The 20,657-nt window shown below is 66.2% G+C and carries 12 protein-coding genes; 7 read left to right on the top strand and 5 right to left on the bottom strand.

The genetic code is table 11. The features are described from left to right. Positions 1–163 precede the first annotated feature (163 nt). The 3 genes from ppc to eno all read left to right on the top strand — a co-directional run bounded on the left by ppc (position 164) and on the right by eno (position 5,868). Complete coding sequence (ppc, locus tag GTP77_RS02460; protein WP_161070584.1) at positions 164–3,031, top strand: phosphoenolpyruvate carboxylase; 2,868 nt, start codon at positions 164–166, stop codon at positions 3,029–3,031. A gap of 64 nt (positions 3,032–3,095) precedes the next feature. Further along, on the top strand, positions 3,096–4,550 hold the full coding sequence (gene pyk, locus GTP77_RS02465; protein ID WP_161070784.1) for a pyruvate kinase: 1,455 nt from the start codon (positions 3,096–3,098) through the stop codon (positions 4,548–4,550). A 34-nt stretch (positions 4,551–4,584) separates the two neighbouring features. Then, positions 4,585–5,868, top strand: coding sequence for a phosphopyruvate hydratase (eno, locus tag GTP77_RS02470; protein WP_161070585.1), 1,284 nt, complete (start codon positions 4,585–4,587; stop codon positions 5,866–5,868). 12 nt (positions 5,869–5,880) lie between these two features. Here eno and GTP77_RS02475 read toward each other — a convergent pair whose 3' ends face one another. From GTP77_RS02475 to GTP77_RS02495, 5 genes are all read right to left on the bottom strand, one after another. Further along, positions 5,881–7,665: a sensor histidine kinase gene (locus GTP77_RS02475; protein WP_161070586.1), complete on the bottom strand. Its 1,785-nt coding sequence runs from the start codon at positions 7,663–7,665 to the stop codon at positions 5,881–5,883. Positions 7,666–7,734: 69 nt separating this feature from the next. Beyond that, the gene (locus GTP77_RS02480; RefSeq protein WP_161070587.1) at positions 7,735–9,933 is read right to left on the bottom strand and encodes a TonB-dependent receptor plug domain-containing protein; all 2,199 of its coding nucleotides are present in this window, start codon (positions 9,931–9,933) and stop codon (positions 7,735–7,737) included. Between the two features lie 142 nt (positions 9,934–10,075). Continuing rightward, positions 10,076–13,633 carry a pectinesterase family protein gene (locus tag GTP77_RS02485; RefSeq protein ID WP_161070588.1) on the bottom strand — a complete coding sequence of 1,186 codons (3,558 nt, stop codon included), beginning with the start codon at positions 13,631–13,633 and terminating at the stop codon, positions 10,076–10,078. A gap of 61 nt (positions 13,634–13,694) precedes the next feature. Further along, positions 13,695–14,324: a PEP-CTERM sorting domain-containing protein gene (locus tag GTP77_RS02490; protein WP_161070589.1), complete on the bottom strand. Its 630-nt coding sequence runs from the start codon at positions 14,322–14,324 to the stop codon at positions 13,695–13,697. Positions 14,325–14,546: 222 nt separating this feature from the next. Continuing rightward, positions 14,547–15,503: a LysR family transcriptional regulator gene (locus GTP77_RS02495; RefSeq protein WP_161070590.1), complete on the bottom strand. Its 957-nt coding sequence runs from the start codon at positions 15,501–15,503 to the stop codon at positions 14,547–14,549. Between the two features lie 86 nt (positions 15,504–15,589). Here GTP77_RS02495 and GTP77_RS02500 point away from each other — a divergent pair, with 86 nt between their 5' ends. The 4 genes from GTP77_RS02500 (at position 15,590) to GTP77_RS02515 (ending at position 20,573) form a co-directional block, all read left to right on the top strand. Further along, positions 15,590–16,909 carry an NAD(P)/FAD-dependent oxidoreductase gene (locus GTP77_RS02500; protein ID WP_161070591.1) on the top strand — a complete coding sequence of 440 codons (1,320 nt, stop codon included), beginning with the start codon at positions 15,590–15,592 and terminating at the stop codon, positions 16,907–16,909. A gap of 60 nt (positions 16,910–16,969) precedes the next feature. Next, the gene (locus tag GTP77_RS02505; RefSeq protein ID WP_161070592.1) at positions 16,970–18,343 is read left to right on the top strand and encodes an MATE family efflux transporter; all 1,374 of its coding nucleotides are present in this window, start codon (positions 16,970–16,972) and stop codon (positions 18,341–18,343) included. 161 nt (positions 18,344–18,504) lie between these two features. Continuing rightward, entirely contained in the window at positions 18,505–18,990 is a 486-nt protein-coding gene (locus tag GTP77_RS02510) for a hypothetical protein (protein ID WP_161070593.1), read from the top strand. 83 nt (positions 18,991–19,073) lie between these two features. Further along, positions 19,074–20,573: an AMP nucleosidase gene (locus tag GTP77_RS02515; protein WP_161070594.1), complete on the top strand. Its 1,500-nt coding sequence runs from the start codon at positions 19,074–19,076 to the stop codon at positions 20,571–20,573. The last annotated feature ends 84 nt before the right edge of the window (positions 20,574–20,657 follow it).

The raw sequence follows: 20,657 nt of genomic DNA on the forward strand, positions 1-20,657 counted from the left end.
TAATTGGCAAAGAATTCAGTTGCCGCCGCTTGGATTTTCGTCACATAATGTAGTAAATTTACGATATGGCGAGTATCTGGCACCTCGTATGGTGCGGATGTGCGAGATTTGCTGTAATTATGTTCCTAAACTGAAAAATTACTACATACTGGTGAGGCGGGAGATGGACGGTTCAAAGTCGGTGGAATTCAAGGATGAATTGCTGGGGCGGGACATCCGCCAGCTGGGCCGCATGCTGGGCGATACCATACGCACGCAGCACGGCGACGAGGCCTTCAATCGTATCGAGAACGTGCGCCAGCTGGCGATCCGTTTCCGCCGCGAGCAGGACGCGGGCGCGCAAGCACTGCTGGAAGAGGCGCTGCATGCGCTGTCGCCGGATGAAACCAGCCAGCTGATACGCGCTTTCGGCTACTTCTCGCTGCTGTCCAATATCGCCGAGGACCAGCACCACACCCGCCGCAGCCGCGCGCACTTGCTGGCCGGTTCCGCGCCGCGCCTGGGCAGCCTGGCCAAGGCGGTGCAGAACGTGGTGGGCGCCGGCCGCACCTCGTCCTTTGGCGAGTTCTTCGCCGAGGCGCATATCAGCCCGGTCTTCACCGCGCACCCGACCGAGGTGCAGCGCAAGAGTACCCTGAACTGCCAGATGGCCATCGCGCGCGAGCTCGACGAGCGCGACCGCGTGCAGATGACGCCCGAAGAGCAGGAGCAGAACGACGAGGCGCTGGCGCGCGGCATCCACACGCTGTGGCAGACGCGCTTGCTGCGCACGGCCAAGCTGTCGGTGATGGACGAGGTGGAGAACGGCCTGTCCTTCTTCGACCGCACCATCCTGAACGGCTTGCCGCAGCTGTACAGCACTTTGCAGGACATGCTGGCCAAGCTCGATGCGCGCTGGGCCGGCGAGGAACTGCCGACCTTTATGAAAGTGGGCAGCTGGATAGGCGGCGACCGCGACGGCAATCCTTTCGTCACCGCCACCGTGCTGCGCGCCACGCTGGCGCGCCAGGCCGACGTGGCGCTGGAACACTATCTGGGCGAGCTGCACAAGCTGGCTTCGCAGCTGTCGCTGGCGCAGACCATGACCGGCTGCTCCGAGCAGCTGCGCCAACTGGCCGACGCTTCGCCCGACCATTCGCCGCACCGCGTGGACGAGCCTTACCGCCGCGCCATCTACGGCATCCATAACCGCCTGGCGGCCAACCGCGCGCTGCTGACCAGTGCCGCTGCCGCCGGCCGCGCCGACACCGGCGCCGCTGCAAGCGCCGCCGCGAGCGCGCGTGCTGCCGTTGCCACCATCTGGCCTGCCGCCGCTGCGGCGGGCTACGCGCCTGCCGCTCCCGGCGCGGGCGCCCAGCCTTACGCCTCGGCGCAGGAGCTGCTGGCGGACCTGGAGACGGTGCACGAGTCGCTGGTGGCGCATGGCTCGGCCGTTCTGGCGCGCGGGCGCTTGCGCCAGCTGCGCCGCGCGGTGAAGGTGTTCGGCTTCTCGCTGGCGCCGGTGGACCTGCGCCAGAATTCGGACGTGCACGAGCGCGTAGTGGCGGAGATCCTATCCTGCGCCCGTCCCGGCATTGATTACGCCGCGCTGTCCGAGCCGGAGCGCTGCAAGCTGCTGCTGGAAGAGCTGCACACGCCGCGCCTGCTGATCTCTCCGTACACCAGCTATTCCGAAGAGACCAGCGGCGAGCTGGCCATCTTCCGCGCGGTGAGCGAGGCGCACCGCGCTTACGGCGCCGAGTCCATCACCAACTACATCATCTCCAAGGCGGACAGCGTGTCCGACCTGCTGGAAGTGGCGCTGCTGCTGAAGGAACACGGCCTGCTGCGCGCCGGTTCGGTGACGGAAGAGTCGTCGATGGCGGTCAACATCATTCCGCTGTTTGAAACCATCGGCGACCTGCAGGCCGGCCCGGACATCATGGACCGCGCCTTCCGCCTGCCGCTGTATATGGATCTGGTGCGCTCGCGCGGCAGCCTGCAGGAAGTCATGCTGGGCTATTCGGACTCGAACAAGGACGGCGGTTTCCTGACCTCCGGCTGGGAACTGTACAAGGCCGAAATCGAACTGGTGGAAGTGTTCAAGCGCCACAATGTGAAGATGCGCCTGTTCCATGGCCGCGGCGGTTCCGTCGGCCGTGGCGGCGGTCCGAGCTACGAGGCGATCCTGGCGCAGCCGCAGGGCGCGGTGCAGGGCCGCATCCGCCTGACCGAGCAGGGCGAGGTCATCACCGCCAAGTACGCCAATCCGGAAGTGTGCCGCCGCAACCTGGAGGTGATGGTGGCCGCCACCATGGAAGCGACCATGCTGCCGCCGCGCGGCATCGAGCCGGATGCGGCCCAGCTGGCGGCCATGCAGGCGCTGTCCGACGAAGCCATGCGCAGCTACCGCTCGCTGGTGTACGAGACCGAGGGCTTTGAAACCTATTTCTGGGAATCGACCGTCATCTCGGAAATCGCCGCGCTGAACATCGGCAGCCGCCCGGCCTCGCGCAAGAAGTCCACCGCGATTGAAGACCTGCGCGCCATTCCCTGGGTGCTGAGCTGGGCGCAGTGCAGGGTGATGCTGCCGGGCTGGTTCGGCTTCGGCTCTGCGGTGCAGAAGTTCCTGGGCACGCAGCCGGACGGCTTGGCGCTGCTGCAGAAGATGTACCGCGACTGGCCGTTCTTCAACACGCTGCTGTCCAATATGGACATGGTGCTGGCCAAGAGCGATATCGCCATCGCCAGCCGCTACGCCACCCTGGTGAGCGACGCCACGCTGCGCGAGGCCATCTTCGGCCGCATCCGCGCCGAGCATGAGCGCACCATCGCGGCGCTGAAGGAGATCACCGGCCAGGCCGAGCTGCAGGACGCCAACCCGCTGCTGCAACGCTCGATCCGCAACCGCTTCCCCTATATCGACCCGCTGAACCATTTGCAGGTTGAGCTGCTGCGCCGCTTCCGCGACGGCGACTCGGACCCCGCCACGCGCGAGGGCATTCATTTATCGATCAACGGCATTGCCGCCGGCCTGCGTAATAGTGGCTGAGTGGCTGAGCGGTGACCGATACCAACAACAGGAAAGAGACAACGTGCCAAATACCCCTACCGCAGTGACCCGCCGCGCCACCAAGATCGTGGCAACCATCGGCCCCGCATCGAACGACATCGGCACCCTGATCCGCATGTTCAAGGCCGGCGTTGACGTAGTACGCCTGAATTTCTCGCACGGCAAAGCGCAGGACCATGTCGAGCGCGCCCGCATGGTGCGCGACGCCGCCGCCGAGTGCGGCCGCGAAGTGGCCATCATGGCCGACTTGCAGGGTCCGAAAATCCGCGTCGGCAAATTCGAAGAAGGCAAGATCCAGCTGGAAAACGGCGCCCGCTTTATCCTGGACGCCAAGTGGGGCGAGAACGGTGAGCTGGGCAACCAGGAACGCGTGGGCCTGGATTACAAGGACCTGCCGCGCGACCTGCGTCCGCAGGACGTGCTGCTGCTGAACGACGGCTTGATCGTGCTGGTGGTGGACCGCATCTCCGGTAGCGAGATCCACACCACCGTGAAAATCGGTGGCGAGCTGTCGAACAACAAGGGCATCAACCGCCAGGGCGGCGGCCTGTCCGCGCCGGCGCTGACGGCCAAGGATATGGAAGACATCAAGACCGCCATGAGCTTCCAGGCGGATTACATTGCCGTGTCCTTCCCGAAGAACGCGACCGATATGGTGATGGCGCGCCAGCTGGCCAATATCGCCGGCGAGCCGTTCCAGCACAAGCCTTTCATGATCGCCAAGATCGAGCGCGCCGAGGCGATTCCGGCGTTGCAGGAAATCCTGGACGCGTCGGACGGCATCATGGTGGCGCGCGGCGACCTGGCCGTTGAGGTGGGCAATGCCGCCGTGCCTGCGCTGCAGAAGCGCATGATCAAGATGGCGCGCGCGTCGAACAAGCTGGCCATCACCGCCACGCAGATGATGGAATCGATGATCGTCAACGCCGTGCCTACCCGCGCTGAAGTGTCGGACGTGGCCAACGCGGTGCTGGACGGCACCGACGCGGTGATGACGTCCGCCGAAACCGCCTCCGGCAAATACCCGATCGAGACGGTAGAAGCGATGGCGGCGATCTGCCTGGATGCGGAGAAATGGAATCCGTCCAATCCGGACGTGGACCTGATCAACACGACCTTCAGCCGCATCGACCAGTCCATCGCCTATGGCGCGCTGTTCACCGCGCACCATCTGCGCGTGAAGGCCATTGCCGCGCTGACGGAGTCGGGTTCCACCTGTCTTTGGATGAGCCGCAACAATATCGACATTCCCATTATCGCGCTGACGCCCAGCGTGGCGACGCAGCGCAAGCTGGCGCTGTTCCGCAACGTGCAGGCGCTGGAGCTGAAGCAGACGCGCGACCGCGAGGTGGTGCTGCGCTCGGTGGAAGAGCTGCTGGTGGCGCGCGGCATCGCTGAACGCGGCGATACGGTGGTGCTGACCTGGGGCGAGCCTATGGGCCTGGTCGGTGGCACGAATGCGTTGAAGATCATGAAGCTGGGCGCGCCTGCGCATTGATGGAATTTACCAAGCCAACTACTGGAGACTTTGGATGACTGCTATTGTTGATGTGATTGCACGCGAGGTTCTGGATTCGCGCGGCAATCCGACCGTGGAATGCGACGTGCTGCTGGAGTCCGGCGTGACGGGCCGCGCGGCGGTGCCGTCGGGCGCTTCGACCGGTTCGCGCGAGGCCATCGAGCTGCGCGACGGCGACGCCAAGCGCTATTTCGGCAAGGGCGTGCTGCGCGCCTGCGAGAATATCAATACCGAGATCGCGGAAGCCATCATCGGCCTGGACGCGAACGAGCAGGCCTTTATCGACCGCACGCTGATCGATCTGGACGGCACGGAGAACAAGTCCCGCCTGGGCGCCAACGCCACGCTGGCGGTGTCGATGGCGGTGGCCAAGGCCGCCGCCGATGAAGCCGGCCTGCCGCTGTACCGCTATTTCGGCGGGTCGGGCGGCATGGAAATGCCGGTGCCGATGATGAACGTGATTAACGGCGGCGCGCACGCGGACAACAACCTGGATATCCAGGAGTTCATGATCATTCCGGTCGGTGCGCCTTCCTTCAAGGAAGCCGTCCGCTACGGCGCGGAAGTGTTCCATACGCTGAAGAAGATCCTGCACAAGAAAGGCCTGAACACCGCCGTGGGCGATGAAGGCGGCTTTGCGCCTTCGCTGGCCAATCACGAGGAAGCGATCAAGCTGATTATCCAGGCTATCGAGGAAGCCGGCTACGAGCCGGGCACCCAGATCGCGCTGGGCCTGGACTGCGCCGCGTCGGAGTTCTACAAGGACGGCAAGTACCAGCTGGACGGCGAAGGCATGAGCCTGACCGCCGTGGAGTTCACCAACCTGCTGGCCACCTGGTGCGACAAATACCCGATCATCTCGATCGAGGACGCCATGCACGAAGGCGACTGGGAAGGCTGGGCGACCCTGACCGCAGTACTGGGCAAGCGCGTGCAGCTGGTGGGCGACGACCTGTTCGTCACCAATACCAAGATCCTGAAAGAGGGCATCCAGAAGGGCATCGCCAACTCGATCCTGATCAAGATCAACCAGATCGGCACCCTGACCGAGACCTTCGCCGCCATCGAAATGGCCAAGCGCGCCGGCTACACCGCCGTGATCTCGCACCGCTCGGGCGAAACCGAAGACTCGACCATCGCCGACATCGCCGTGGGCACCAACGCGCTGCAGATCAAGACCGGCTCGATGTCCCGTTCGGACCGCATGGCGAAGTACAACCAGCTGCTGCGCATCGAGGAAGACCTGGGCGAGACCGCGTCTTATCCGGGACGGGGTGCGTTCTACAATCTGCGTTAATGCATTGACGGGTTACGGCAGGACCAGATGGGGCGCGGGGCAGAGGGGGAGGCGGATTTCGAATCGGCTGCCCTGGCCCGGTCCCTCGCTGTAGGCGGCCACGCTGCCGCCGTGCAGTTCCACAATTTTGTGCACCAGGGCCAGGCCCAGTCCCAGGCCTCCGTCGGCGCGGTCCGGCCGGCGCGCTCCCTGCGAGAACAGGTCGAAGATGCGCGGCAGCAGGCCTGGCTCGATGCCGCTGCCGTTGTCGCTCACGGACAGCACCAGCTCCTCTCCCACCCGCACGGCCTCCACCCGGATCTCCGAACCCGGCGGTGAATATTTGATGGCATTGGCCAGCAGGTTCGCCGTCACTTGCACCAGCCGTATCGCGTCCCCGTTCACCCACAGTTCGCCATGGATGGGCGCCACGCTCAGCACGTGCTGCTGGCTGGCCGCCATGCCTGCGGTCTGCTCGACCGCGCTGGCGATCACGGGCTGGATGCTGAGCGGCTTGCGCTCCAGCGAAATCAGCCCGCGCGTCACGCGCGACACGTCCAGCAAGTCGTTCACCAGCCGCGTCATGTGGGCGCTCTGGCGCGCGATCACGTCGCTGGCCTGGCGCAGCTGCTGCGCGCTCAAGCCGGGCATGGCCAGCATGTGGGCCGCCACACTGATGGGGGCCATTGGATTGCGCAGCTCGTGGCCCAGCATGGCGAGGAATTCGTCTTTGGCGCGGTTCTGCGTGTCCGCCACTTCGCGCGCGTGCTGGGCCTGGACCAGCAGCCGTTCGCGCTCGGCCGCCGCTTCGGCCAGCAGGTGCGCGGCCTGGTAGATGCTTTCGCCCAGGTCGTCCGCTTCGTCTATGCCCGACGGGGCGGGGCGCCTGGGCGGCCCGGAACCGATGGCGCCCGCCGCAGCGCTGGTCTGCGCGATGGCCTTGGCGATGCGCGCGCTGAGCGCCCAGGCGGTGGCCACCGCGAGCAGCAGCGCCATCAGCAGGCCCAGGCCGGACAGCAGCGCAATGCGGCGCGCGTTGCCGTCGATGCGCTCGGCGCTGGTGGTGATCACCACCCACCAGCCGGACATGGGCGAGGTTGCCAGCACCGCGTAGCCGCCGTCCGGCATGGCCACCAGGCCGCCTTGCCTGGAATGGATGGCGGCCGCGATGGCCGGCGGCGCGGCCGCCCCGATGTCGGCGGGCTGGCGGTTGGACTGGATCAGGCGGGCCTGGCGGTCGTAGATATGGTAGGTGTCGCCGTCGCTGTCCGGCGCGGGCAGGGCCTTGTCCATCAGCGCGGCTTCGAAGGCGTAGCCCATCACGTACTGGCGGTCCTCCGCCAGCGAGAAGGGATATTCCAGCGCCACCATGGGCTTGCGCGTGACGGGGCCGGTCAGCAGGTCGGTCACGGAGACTTTCGCGCTCTCCAGCAGCCGCGCGATGCGGTCTCGGTCGGCGCGCGTGTCGGGCAGGGGGGAGCCTTCCGGCACGCTGGTGTTGACGCGCTGCTGGCCGTTGGCGTCGTACAGCACCAGGTTGGCGTCGCGGTCCCTCATCAGCTGGTGCGCCTTGCCGGCGAACGCTTCCATCTGCTCGGCTTCGAGCTTGCTGGAGGCGCTCAGCGCGCGCATCAGGCCTGCCGCCTCGTTCCACTGGCCGTCCACCGCCACCGAGGTGGCGCGCGCCGCTTCCTGCAGGCTGCGCACGCCCGCGTCGCGCTCGGCGTCGACCAGGCGCGCCAGCGGCGCGGCGAGAAACACCACCACGGGCACCAGTGCCACCGTGATGGTGAGGGCAAGCAGGGAGCGTACCTTCATTGCAGCGAATTGGTTATCTTAACTGCAACAGTATATATGAGGCCGGGGCCGCGCGCGTTTGAAAACTGCTTAGAACTTCATCTCCAGGTTGGCCGAGAAGCGCGCGGAACCGGGCGTACGGGTCCAGGTGCGGCTGCCGCCGTTGGTGTCCAGGTATTGCGAGTCGCCCAGGTTGTCCTCGCCCAGCGCGTTGCTGACGCCCAGGCGCAGCTGGTAACCGGTGCGTATCTTGTACAGCAGGTAGCCTTCCAGCTCGCGCCGTCCCTGCAGGCGGCTGCTTTGCTGCTCGGAGATGCGCACCGGCCCGCCCTGGCGGTAGGACAGGCTGGCGCCGGCGCTGTATTTGTCTTCGCGGTAGTCCGTTCCCAGCACCAGGGTGAGCGGAATCTGCTGGTCCAGGCGGTTGTCCGGACCCGGCACGGAGTCGACCCTGGACCAGTTGCGGTTGGCGCTGGCGCGGAAGTCGAAGCCCGGCGCATCCTTCATGAGGGCCTTGAGCGGGAACTTCAGTTCCACGTCCAGCGAGCGCACGGTGGCGGTGCCGTCGTTGAGCGGCTGGATCAGCCAGTAGCCGCGCGCGTCCTGCGTCAGCTTGCTGCGGATGTAGTCGGAGATGCGGCGCTGCGAGCCGCCCACCGAGAACACGGCGCCGGGGGCGAAGAAGTGCTCATAGGTGAGGTCCACGCCGGTGGCCAGTTCCGGCTTCAGGTCCGGGTTGCCGCTGTAGTCCGGGTTGAAGCGGGTGTTCAGGTCGGACTCGTAGCGGCGGGCGCTGAGTTGGCCGGTGTTGGGCGCCTTGAAAGTGCGCGTCAGGGCCAGGCGCAGCTGGCGGCCGCTCTTGTCCGGGAACTTGTACAGGGTCTGGGCCACGGGGCTGAGCACGCGGTTGCGCGAGTCCGTGGTTTGCAGGCCGCTGCCGGAGCTGTCAGTGTTGATGGTTTCCCAGCGCGCGCCGAAGTAGACCGACCAGTCCTTGCTCACGTTCCATTCGTCCTGCGCGTAGGCGGCGACCTTGGTGACGACGGGATGGAATTCTTCGTTAATGCTGTTTTGCGCCAGGCCGATAATGCCTTCCACTCGCTGGTTGCTGTCGTCCGAGCCCTGGCGGCTGGCTTCCCAGCCGGTGGACAGCGCATGGCCTTCGAAGATGGTGCGCGTGTATTTGCCGCTGGTGCCCGAGTGCGTGAACTGGGACGAGGTGGCGCCCACGCGCGCAAACACCGTCTTGCGGTCCGCCGTGTAGGACAGGGCGTGGTTTTCGTTGTCCGAATTGGCGCGGCCGATATTGGCCTTGGCATCGAGCTTGCCGCCGGCGATTTTCGTGACCCAGTTGACGTCGATATTGCCGTAGCTGGAGGTGTTCCGGCCATCGCCCTGGCGGTCCACATAGTCCGGCTGCGGGAAGCTGCCGATGCGGTTGCTGGTCAGCGTGCCGTTGCCGTAGTTGAAGCGCTGCGACTGGATATAGGAGCTGAGGTTAAGCTGGTCGTCGTTCGCCAGCTTCCAGTTCAGGCGCGGCGCCAGGCCGACCGAGGCCGAGCCGTTGCTCTGGTGGCTGGCCTTGTCGCGCAACTGCAGCACCTGGCCGGACGGCGAGGTGAACTGCTCGGTGCTGTCGCTGGGGTTCTTGCCAAGGAAGCGCGAGGCGGTGGCGTTCAGGTACCAGGACAGCTGGCCGTCGCGGTCCGCGAGCGTGCCGTTGATGAACAGGTTGCGCTGCTGCTCCGAGTAGGCGCTGTTGATGCGCAGGTCGCGCTGCGGCTTGGACACCACTTTTTTCAGGATGATGTTGATGCTGCCCGCGATGGCCTGCATGGAGTTCTCGGCCGTGGCGGCGCGCACCACTTCAATGCGTTCGATCTGGTCCGGCGCCAGCGTGTCCATCGTGAAGCCCGGAGGCGGACGCTCGCCGTTCACCATGATTTGCGTGTAGCCATTGCCCAGGCCGCGCATGCGGATGGCGTTGCCGATCACCGTCACGCCCGGGGCGCGTTTCAGCACGTCGAACACATTGGTGTCGCCGTACTTGATGATCTCCTCGTGGGTCATCACGGTTTTGCTGGCGGTGTCGTCGCGGCGCGCGTCGTATTCGTCCGCGCTGCCCTTGATTTCCACCTTGGCGATGGCGGGTTCTGCGGCTGCCGCCTTGACGGTTTCTTTCGGCGCTGCCTTGATGGTTTCTTTGGCCGGCTGTTGCTGGGCCAGGGAGGCGGTAGCCGTTCCGAGCAGGGCGGCCGCCAGGGCGATGGGGGTGAGACGCAGATTCATTTCAAGGCTCGGATATGCAAACCGCGCAATTATCATCCAGAGCTGCTAATTTGGCAATATTCTTTTAGGGCAATATCTAAATTCTCATGGCAGTGATCGGGGCTGCGTGCGGAGGGAGTCCCCCCGCACGCAGCATTGCGGATTACGGCTGCGGATTCCAGCCGGCGTTGCTGTTAAAGGCGCTGAACACCAGGGCGCGGGTGGCGAAGCCCGCCGCCACGTCGCCCGCGCCGAGCTGGAAGCCGCCCACGCGCGTGGCCAGGTTCAGCGGATTGCCCAGCAGGTCGGTGGTGCCGAACTCGCGCCAGCCGCTGGCGGCGGTGGGCACGGTGGGGTTGGGAGCAGGCTGGCCGTTCACGCCCAGGCCGGCCCATCCAGCCGGGGCGACATGGCTGTCCATCTTGCAGTTGATGAAGGCGATGTTGTCCCAGGTGGTGGTGCCGCCGGGACTGCGCGCCAGCCAGGTGGCGCCGTTCGGCACGTCGCCGTGCAGCGGGCCGGGACCGGCGCCGTGCGTCAGGCTGCTGTTCAGGAACACAAAGCCCTTGTCGGTTGCGTTGGGCACGCGCGCCTGCAGCACATAGCCGCCGCTGGTGGCGCTGGTGGTGTCGCCCACGGAGCGGATTTCGCTTTCCTCGAACAGCGCGGCGCGGCTGCCGCCCCAGATGAAGTCCACATTGCCCGCCACCAGCGAGTGGTAGAACCACGACCAGCCTTTCAGCTGCAGCGTGTCCTGCTCGCTGAGGAATGCGGCGTTGACGGCGACGAGGCGGCCCGCGTCATTATTGAAGTACATGGTTTCGGCCTGCGCCGAAATCGAGGACGAACGCAGCGTGGTGTTGCGGATGGTGAGCGTGTCCAGGCGCAGCATGTCCGAAGTTTCCACCAGCAGCACCGAGCGGCCGCCCGATGGCGCGGCGGCGCCCGGCGCCTGGCTGCCGCCGGAGCCGGAGTTCAGCGTGTCGTGGTTGGTGTACTGGATCACCACGCCGTCGCGGCTTTCGCCTTTCAGGGTCACGTTGTCCTTGCCGCGCAGGTAGAGCAGCTCCTGGTAGGTGCCGTTCTTGATCTGGATGGTGACCGGGGCGGCCTTGGCCAGCTCCTTCATGGCGAAGTTCAGCGCGGCCTGCACGGTGTTGAAGTCGCCGCTACCGTCCGCCGCCACGGTGAGCGTGGCCGCCGCTGCCGGCGGGCCGGAACGGGTTGCAAAGCTCCAGCCGCCCAGCTTGCCGATGCCGAGGAAGGGCGCGCCGCCCAGGGTGCCAACAATGGTGCCGTTGGAGATGGCGACGTAGTATTCATCTCCGTAGGCCAGGCGGTTGCTGTGCGGGCGCACCGTCAGCGTGTTGCCGCTGATGGTGACCGGCGTGCTGTTCACCTTGCGGATGGCGGCCTGGCCTGCGTAGCCGATTTCCTCGGTTTCGCCGCTGATCCTGATCACGTCCACCAGCGCGTCGTCCGCCTTGCGGAAGATGCGGATGGTGCCGCCGGAGCCCAGTGTGGGCGGGCTGTCGAAGGTGAGCTGCAAGGCCGCGTCCACGTTCACGCCGTCCTGCTGCACGGCCGGGCTGGCGATGCCGGCCAGGCCGTAGGTCTGGGTAGGCTGGATAAACTGCGCCGCGATGGTGGCGGCGATGGCGCGCTTGAGCGTGGGGTCGGAGTCGCTGGTGACGGTGATGTTGGCCGTGCCCGCGCCCACCGGCGTAATGGTCAGCGTGCCGCCGTTGACGCCCACCGCAACCACGGCCGGGTTGCTGGAGCTGGCGGTGTATTCGTCGGCCGTGCCGTCGGCCTTGACGGCGGTGACGGCCACTTGCAGCGGCGTGTCGCCCGCTTCGGCGGCGTAGGTGGTGCCGGAAGGGTTCAGCGTGAGCTGGGCCGGTTTCAGCGCCGGGTCGCCGATGCGCACGTCGTCGATCTGGAAAGACTTGTTGGCGGTGTACAGACCCACCAGGCCGCGCGCGGCGAAGGAAGTGTCGGTCACGCTGCCCAGCGATTCGCCGTCCAGGTAGACGGTCAGCGTGCTGCCTTTCATTTCAAAGCGCACGGTGTAGAACTGCGCGTCCATATTGATGGCTTTCTTCACCTGCTTGGGACGGGTGAGGACATTGTTCAGCATCTTGGCGATTTCCACCTGCGTGCTGGCGGTGGAACTTTGCACGTTCAGGCCCGCGCCGTACCAGTTGGTGGCGTTCACGTAGCGCGTGATCAGGTAGAGCAGCTTGTTGCCGGTGGTGCCGTTGGTGAGCGGCTTGATGCGCGCTTCCACGAAGTAGTCGCCGCTCGGCACCGAGGCCATGGCGGTGGTCTTGAGCGTGGCGAGCACGCCGCCGGTGGTGGCCGCCGTGTACTGCATGACCTTGTTGCTGCCGGTCGCGGTTTCCGCCTTGACGGAGAAGCTGCCGTTGGCGCCGGCCACGGTCAGCAGGTCCCAGTTGGCGCTGCTGCCGTTCTGGAAGTCGTCGCAGAAGTACAGGCCGGTGGCGGGGCAGGCCAGCGTCAGGCCGGGGTCGACCGACACGTCGCCGGTGCCGGTGATGGTGGTGGCCAGCTTGCCGCCGCCCGCCTGCGCCAGCGCCATGGCTTTCACCAGTGCAGTGGGGCGCGCGGTGAAGGCGTAGGGCGGCGTCCAGCTCACGCTGTCGGAGATGGTGCAGCCGGCCAGAGGCGCGCCGTTGAGCAGCGAGCCGGTGTCCTTGAAGGCGCCGGTGGCGGTGCCGCCCGGGTTCTTCACCACCTGCGCGCAGCTGGTGGTGCCGGCGATCTCGAACACGTTGGCGTTGGACAGGATCTTGGAGTTGTAGCCCGCGCCCACACTGTATTCATAGCCGTACAGCGGTTCGTCCTTGCTGCCCACGAAGTAGTTGTTGAACAGGTGGACCTGGCCGTAGCGCACGCGCGGCGAACGGCTGGTGACGTCGCGGAAGACGTTGTTGCTGAAGGTGACGCGCAGCTTGCCCTCGTCGGCAGACGCGCTGTCGCTGGAGCCGATCAGGTTGTTCTTGCGGTGCTGCGTGAAGTAGTTGTAAGAAGCCGTCACGTAGTCGGACGCGTTGGTGATGTCCAGCGCGCCGTCGTGGCATTGCTTGACCATGCCGTTTTCAATGGGCAGCAGGTTGTCGGTCATGGCGCCGTCGCTGAAGCTCACGTGGTCCACCCACACGTGGTCTGCGCCGGACAGGGCGATGCCGTCGTAGGCCGAGTTCCAGTTGCCGGTGGAGCCGTCGGTCGGGTCCCAGATCGGGCCGACGTCGCAGGGCGCCACGATCTTCAGGTTGCGGATAATGACCTGGGAGATGTTGGTGACCTGGATATGGCCGTTGATGATGCCGGCGTTGGCGCCGTCGCCGATCAGCGTGGTGTTGGGCTTCATGCGGATCACCCCGCGCGCAGCCTGGTCGCCGGTGTTGGCGTAGGGGATGCCCTCGCTCATGTCCACCGTGCCCACCAGTTTGATGATCTTGGGATTGTTGCCGCCGTTGTTCAGCGCGGCGAGCAGCTGCGCGCGGTTGTTCACGGTGTAGATGTAGCTGCTGATGGCGGCCGAGCCGCCTGCGGTGCCGCCGGCCTGGCCCGCCCAGCCGTCGGCTGGCGCCGGCTGGCGTGCGGGGTCGATGGCGGCGGCATTGAGCGATGCGGGCGCCGACGCGGCGAACAGCATCGCAAGGCAAAGCGCGGCCTTGAAACGGAGGTGTCTCATGTGTGCTCCTGTGTCAGGAATCTAATTTAAATTTGATTGTTTGTTTTTGGCTGCGGCGCTGCTAGGCGGGCGGCGCTTTTCGGCGGCGCGCCAGCGCGATGGCGCCTGCGCCCAGCAGCAGTATGGACATGCTGCCCGGCTCCGGCACGGTGGCGGCGCGCGCCGCTGCAATGCTCATTTTGACGGGTATGAAGTCGCCGCCCCAGCTCAGGGAACTCAGGTCCAGGCTGAGCGCAGTGCCGCCGTTCAGGATGGCGAACTGCGGCAGGCCGCCCACCATGCTGGCGTCCAGCACGGAGAAGGCGGTAATGGGCGAGGCCAGCGAGCTGCCGAAGTCGAAGCGGAAGCGGTAGTCGCCGGGCCCGAGCGCGGCGCCGGTGTTGTTGTAAATGGACAGTGTGCCGTCCGGCGCGAAGTCGAAGCCGAAGGCAAAGTCGCCGCTGAGGAATTCAACCGTCGTATCGAGCGGGTCGAGGGCGGTCTTGTTGCCGTTGGGCGAACCGTTGAACAGGTCGTCCAGCCCCAGCATGGCGGCGCCCGAGCCGTTGTAGCTGCCGGTGATGACGGCCCCTTGCAGCGGCAGGACGGTGGCGTGCGCGCCGGCAGGGAGGGCCAATGCGCAGAATGTTCCGATGGCGGCGGCCGAAGTGATAGCGGTGCGCGCCAGTGTCTCCCATGTTCTTTTTTTCATGTGTGCTCCTGGATTGTGGGACAGCAGGGATGATGCAGCGTCCGGACGTGCCGGCGCGCCGTGGGGGACACCTCGCGTGTCCGGTGCCGTTTTGACGAGGGCGGGGAAGAGCGTGCCGAGGTCTCTGCGGGGAGAACTTGCATGTTGCACTTTTGCTCAATTGATTCTACTTTGGCCTGACCAATATATCAAGGCGGACGGACCAAATTCCTTGCGGCAACATTAACGGCTATTGCCGCGCGGACGCTTGTGTTTGCGGTAGAACGATTCCAGCTCGGCGCCGATCAATTCCTGGCCGGAGGTGACCATGAAGTCCTGGAAGGCGGCGGCGATGCGGGGCAGGGGCTGGTCCACCAGGTGCATCACGTGCCAGTCGCCCTCCACCGGGCTTTCCTGCATCGGCAGGATGCCGATCAGGCCGGACTCGAATTCCAGCGCGCAGGCGTGCACCGACACAAAGCCCACGCCCAGGCCCGCCGCCACCATGCTCTTGATCGCCTCGTTGCTCGACACTTCGGAGCCGAAGTGCAGCGTGTGGCCGGCTTCCTTGAACACGCGCTCCACCGTGGTGCGCGTGCCCGAGCCGCGTTCGCGCACCAGCAGGTTGGCCTGCACCACGTCCTCCATGGTGACGCGCTTCTTGCGCATCAGCGGATGCCGGGGGCTGGCCACGAAGGCCATGGGGTGGTGCGCAAAACGCGTGGCGTGGATGCGGAATTCGCGCGGCGGCGTGCCCATGATGGCCAGGTCAATCTCCTTGCGCGACAGCATGGCGACGATCTCGCTGCGGTTGCCCACGTTGAGCTTGAGGCGCACGTTGGGGCGCTCGGTGGTGAACTTCACCAGCATGGACGGCAGCAGGTGTTCCGCCGTGAGCACCGCGCCTATGCGCAGCGTGCCGCTGCTCACGCCCTGTAGTTCGCCCAGCTCGTCGCCGGCCTGTTCCCACAGCTGCAAAATGCGCTCGGAAAACTGCAGCAGCACTTCGCCCGCCGCCGTGAGCTGGATGTTGCGTCCTGCCTTGCGCGTGAGTGCGGTGCCGGCCAGTTCCTCCAGCGCGCGCAGCTGCGCCGATATCGCGGGCTGCGTGACGTGCATCTCCTCCGCCGCGCGCGACACGCTTTCATGCCTGCCCACCAAAACCAGCGCCTGGAGCTGGCGGAAACTCGCGTGATACATAAGCTATTCCTTATCAATCAGTAGAAATAAGTAATTTTTGTTTTCCATTTGACGGGACTATATTAACAGTCAGAAGGAGGGACATCATGCAATCCATCGTTATCGTAGGCGGAGGCGCAGGCGGCCTCGAACTGGCAACCCGGCTGGGAGATACCCTGGGCCGCAAGGGGCAGGCGCGGGTGATACTCGTGGACCGTTCACCCACCCATTTCTGGAAGCCGCTGCTGCACACGGTTGCTTCCGGCAAGCGCGATCCGCAGGTCTACCAGATTGAATATTCGGCGCAGGCTGCGGCGCATGGCTTCACCTTCATGCACGCCGAGCTGCGCTCGGTGGACCGCGCTGCGCGCACGCTGGAGCTGGCGCCGTGCCTGTCGGACGAGGAGGGCGGCGCGCCCGCCGTGCGCGTGCAGGGCTACACCACGCTGGTGCTGGCGCTGGGCGCGGTGACCAACTTCTACGGCGTGCCGGGCGCGGCGGAGCATGTCTGCACGCTGGACAATGTGCGCGAGGCGAAGGGCTTCTACCGCCGCTTCTTCGGCGCCTGCGTGCGGGCCAGCGAAGGGGGCGGCAAGGAAGGCAGCGCCGTGAACGTGGTGATCGTTGGCGGCGGCGCCACCGGCGTGGAGCTGGCGGCGGAACTGGGCTACAGCGCCCGCGCGCTGGCCAAGTACAAGATCCATACGCTGGACCCGGCGCGCGACGTGCGCATCACCATACTGGAACGCGGCCCGCGCCTGCTGCCGCACCTGCCGCTGGAGCAGTCGGCGCGCGCGGAGGCGTATCTGAGATCGCGCGGCATCGAGATCTGCACCGGCACCGGAGTGACGCAAGTGGACGCGGACCGCGTGCATATGGGGGAGGGCACCGTGCGTCCCGCCAGCCTGACCTTGTGGGCCGCCGGCGTGGAAGGCCCTGCCATTGTTGGCACGCTGGGACTGCAGTTGAGCCGCATGCGGCAGATCATGGTGAAGGCCACGCTGCAATCGGTGGACGACCCCAACGTGTTCGCCATCGGCGACTGCGCCAGCTTTGTCTGCCCGGTGAAAGGCGCAGCGCCGCCGCGCGCGCAGGTAGCGCACCAGCAGGCCGTGTTTTTGGCCAAATCCCTGGCCAGGGCGCTCGCCGCGCCGCGAGGCGGCAAGCGCGCCGCACAGCCCCTGCACGAGTTCAGCTACCGCGACTACGGCTCCCTGGTCTCGCTCGGCCCGGTGGCGGCGGTGGGCGTGCTGCTGGGCGGCGCCTTCGGCAGCAAGCTGCCGGTGAGCGGCGGCTTCGCCCATCTGCTGTACGGCCTGATGTACCAGAAGCACCTGATGGCCCTGCACGGCTTCGTCCGCGCCGCCGCCGTCACCCTGGCCGACTGGCTGCGAAAACGGATCTCGCCCTCAGTCAAGCTGCATTGAGTCAATGTGAGCGATAACATTTTGCCTGCGTAGGGGGCGGAAAATCGCTATCATGGCGGCATGACTACCGCCGCCGCTCCCCGTCCTCATATCTTCACCCTCGCCTGGCCTCTGCTGATTGAACTGTTTCTCGCCGTTGTGGCCGGCGTGGCCGGGACCGCGCTGGCGGCCCGTTTGTCCGATACCTACGGCGCCGCTTTCGCCATCGCCAACAGCATTTCAGTGACCTTGTTCATGCTGTTCCGCATAGTCGGTTCCGGCATCGGCGTGGTCATTACGCAGAACCTGGGCGGCGGGAGGCGCGACATGGCGGACAAGGTGGCGCTGGCGATGCTGGGCGCCAGCACCTGGCTGGGCGCGTTCACCGCATTGCTGGCCTTCGGCGGCGCGCGCTGGCTGCTGGGTCTTATGCACGCCCCGGCCGAGGTGCTGCCGCTGGCCACGCCCTTTTTGCAAGCGCTGGCCGCCGCCATGCTGTTCGATGCCTGGAACGCCTCCATGGCCAGCGTGATGCGCGCCCACCTGCGCACGCGCGACACGCTGGCGGTGCTGGCCGCCATGCATGTGAGCCACCTCGCGCTGGCCGTGCCGCTGATGTTCGGCTGGGGGCCGTTGCCCGCGCTGGGCCTGCCGGGTTTCGCCTTCGCGCTGCTGATCAGCCGCGTGCTCGGCCTGGTGCTGCACCTGATGCTGTGGCGCCGCCACCTGGACATCCATCCCGTGGCCAGCGACTGGTGGAAGCTGCGCCGCGCCGAGCTGGCGGCCGTGCTGCATATCGGCGTGCCTGCGGCGGCGGAAAACATCTCGTGGCGGCTGGCCTTCATGGCCAGCATGGCGGTGGCGGGTATGCTGGGCGCGCAGTCGCTGGCCACGCTGGCTTATGTGCACCAGGTGGGCGGGGTGGTGGTGATGTTCAGCCTCGCCACCGCCTTCGCGGTTGAAATCATGGTCGGCCACATGATAGGGGCGGGCGAGCTGCGCGAAGCGCACGGCCTGGTGCGCGGCGCGCTGGGGCGCGGGCTGGTAATCAGCGGCGTGATCTCGGGCTGCGTGGCGCTGGCCGGCCCCTGGCTGCTGCGCTGCTTCACGCAGGACCCGCTCATCATCAAGAACGGCGCCGTGCTGCTGTGGATCGCGGTGCTGCTGGAGCTGGGCCGCACCTTCAACCTGGTGGTCATCAACGCGCTGCGCGCGGCGGGCGACGCGCGCTACCCGGTGCTGGCGGGCGCCGCGTCCATGGCCCTCGTGATGGCGGGCGGCAGCTGGCTGCTGGGTATCTACTTCGGCCTTGGCCTGGTGGGCCTGTGGATAGCCTACGCCGCTGATGAATGGATACGCGGCCTGATGATGTGGCGGCGCTGGTCGGTGCACGCCTGGGTGCCGCATGCGCGCGCCACGCGGCGGCGCTTGCGCGCAAAAGATCCGGCGTCGTGATTATCTGTGACTTTTGAGCGCTTAAAAAACGTCACAATACCGGCTTTGCCCGCAAGCGGGCGTGGACCGGGATTGCCGTGGACGAGAATTGCTCGAAAGGACTGCCAGGAAGGCGGCGCATACGGCGCCTGGCGCGCGCCGCATGCGCCGGCGTTGCGCTGTTGGCCGCCGCATTGTCGGCAGGCTGCTCGCGCAGCGAGCGCTGGCAGGAGCAGGTGCTGCTGGCCAGCGGCCAGGTCATCCTGGTGGAGCGCGAGAGCAGCGACCGCTCGGCCTCGATGCGCTTCGCCATGCCCGGCCATCCCGGCGAGATCGTCGAATGGCGTTCGCTGCACGACGGCGGCCCCTGGCAGCTCGAGAACCCGGTAGTGCTGGACGTGGAAAACGGCGCGCCGGTGGTGCTCACCGTGGTCTCCACCTCGCCCGGCTGCCGCCTGTTCACCAAGTACGTCAACACCGGCGGCGGCTGGCGCGAAGAAGTGCTGCCGGACCGCTTCAAGGGCCGCGACATGAATCTCTTCATCCGCAGCGGCCTGGCCTTGGGCGACGTGGTAACGCTGGAACACAAGCGCCGCGAAAGCAGCGCCATCTCTTATTCGCGCTCCCTGCGTTTCCTCGGCCCGGCCGACAAGGCTTGCGGCCACTGAATGAAATGCTGCACCGCAGCGTAAACGTCGATACAATAGAGCTGAAGAATCAAGCCGAGATTCATTAGCAAAGGAGATCGACCATGCAGAACCGTCCCTTCATCGCGCCAGCGCTGTTCAACGACCCGGACGCCGCGCTGGCCCAGGTCCAGGCGCTTTACGACGGCAGCATACGGCATCTGCGTGAATCGCTGCAGCGCTTCGTCGACGGCGAAACGCCGGACGAGCATGTACGCGCCTGCTACCCCTACGTGCGGGTGCACACCGATACCGTGGCGCGCGCCGACTCGCGCCTGTCCTATGGCTTCGTGGCCGGTCCCGGCACCTACGAAACCACGCTCACCCGGCCCGACCTGTTCGCGCGCTACTACCGCGAGCAATTCAGGCTGCTGCTGAAGAACCACGGCAACCGCCAGCAAGTGCAGCTGGAAGTGGGCATGAGCGCGCAGCCGATCCCCATCCATTTCTCCTTCGCCGAGAACGACCACATTGAAGGCAGCATGAACGCCGACCGCCGCCTGCTGATGCGCGACGTGTTCGACCTGCCCAACCTGGCCGCCATGGACGACGGCATTGCCAACGGCACGCACGAAGCGCCGTTCGGCGAGTCGCAGCCGCTGGCGCTGTTCACGGCGCCGCGCGTGGACTACTCGCTGCAGCGCCTGCGCCACTACACCGGCACCTTGCCCGCCTACTTCCAGAAGTTCGTGCTGTTCACGAACTATCAGTTCTATATCGATGAATTCATCAAGCTGGGCCACGAGATCATGGGCCGCTCCGCGCAGGGCGAGGACGACTACGTGGCCTTTGTGGAGCCGGGCAACCTGGTGCTGCGCCGCGCCGGCGCGCCGTCCGAGCCGGGCGACGAACTGGGTTCGCCTTTGCCGCGCCTGCCGCAGATGCCGGGCTACCACCTGGTGCGCAAGGATGGCAGCGGCATCAGCATGGTCAACATCGGCGTGGGTCCGGCCAACGCCAAGACCATCACCGACCATATCGCGGTGCTGCGTCCGCACGCCTGGCTGATGCTGGGCCACTGCGCCGGCCTGCGCAACACGCAGGAGCTGGGCGACTACGTGCTGGCGCACGGCTATGTGCGTGAAGACCATGTGCTGGATGAGGATCTGCCGCTGTGGGTGCCCATCCCGCCGCTGGCCGAGGTGCAGGTGGCGATCGAGGCTGCCGTGGCCGAAGTGACCAAGCTGACCGGGCATGACCTCAAGCGCGTGATGCGCACCGGGACCGTGGCCAGCACCGACAACCGCAACTGGGAGCTGCTGCCGCAGCGCACGCCGGAGCGGCGCTTCAGCCAAAGCCGCGCGGTGGCGCTGGATATGGAAAGCGCCACCATCGCGGCGAACGGCTTCCGCTTCCGCGTGCCTTACGGGACGCTGCTGTGCGTGAGCGACAAGCCCATGCACGGCGAGATCAAGCTGCCGGGCATGGCCAATGCGTTCTACCGCGAGCGGGTGGACCAGCATCTGCGCATCGGCATCCGCGCTGTGGAGATGCTGCGCGAGCTGGGCGTGGACAAGCTGCACAGCCGCAAGCTGCGCAGCTTTGCCGAGGTCGCGTTCCAGTAAGCTTGGCGGGTTACGGCTGCGCCTAACCCGCCCTACGCGTCGACCGAACCGCAACGATATCGTAGGGCGGGTTAGCGCCGCAGG

It is taken from the genome of Pseudoduganella aquatica (assembly GCF_009857595.1).
GTDB classification, from domain to species: Bacteria; Pseudomonadota; Gammaproteobacteria; order Burkholderiales; family Burkholderiaceae_D; genus Rugamonas; species Rugamonas aquatica_A.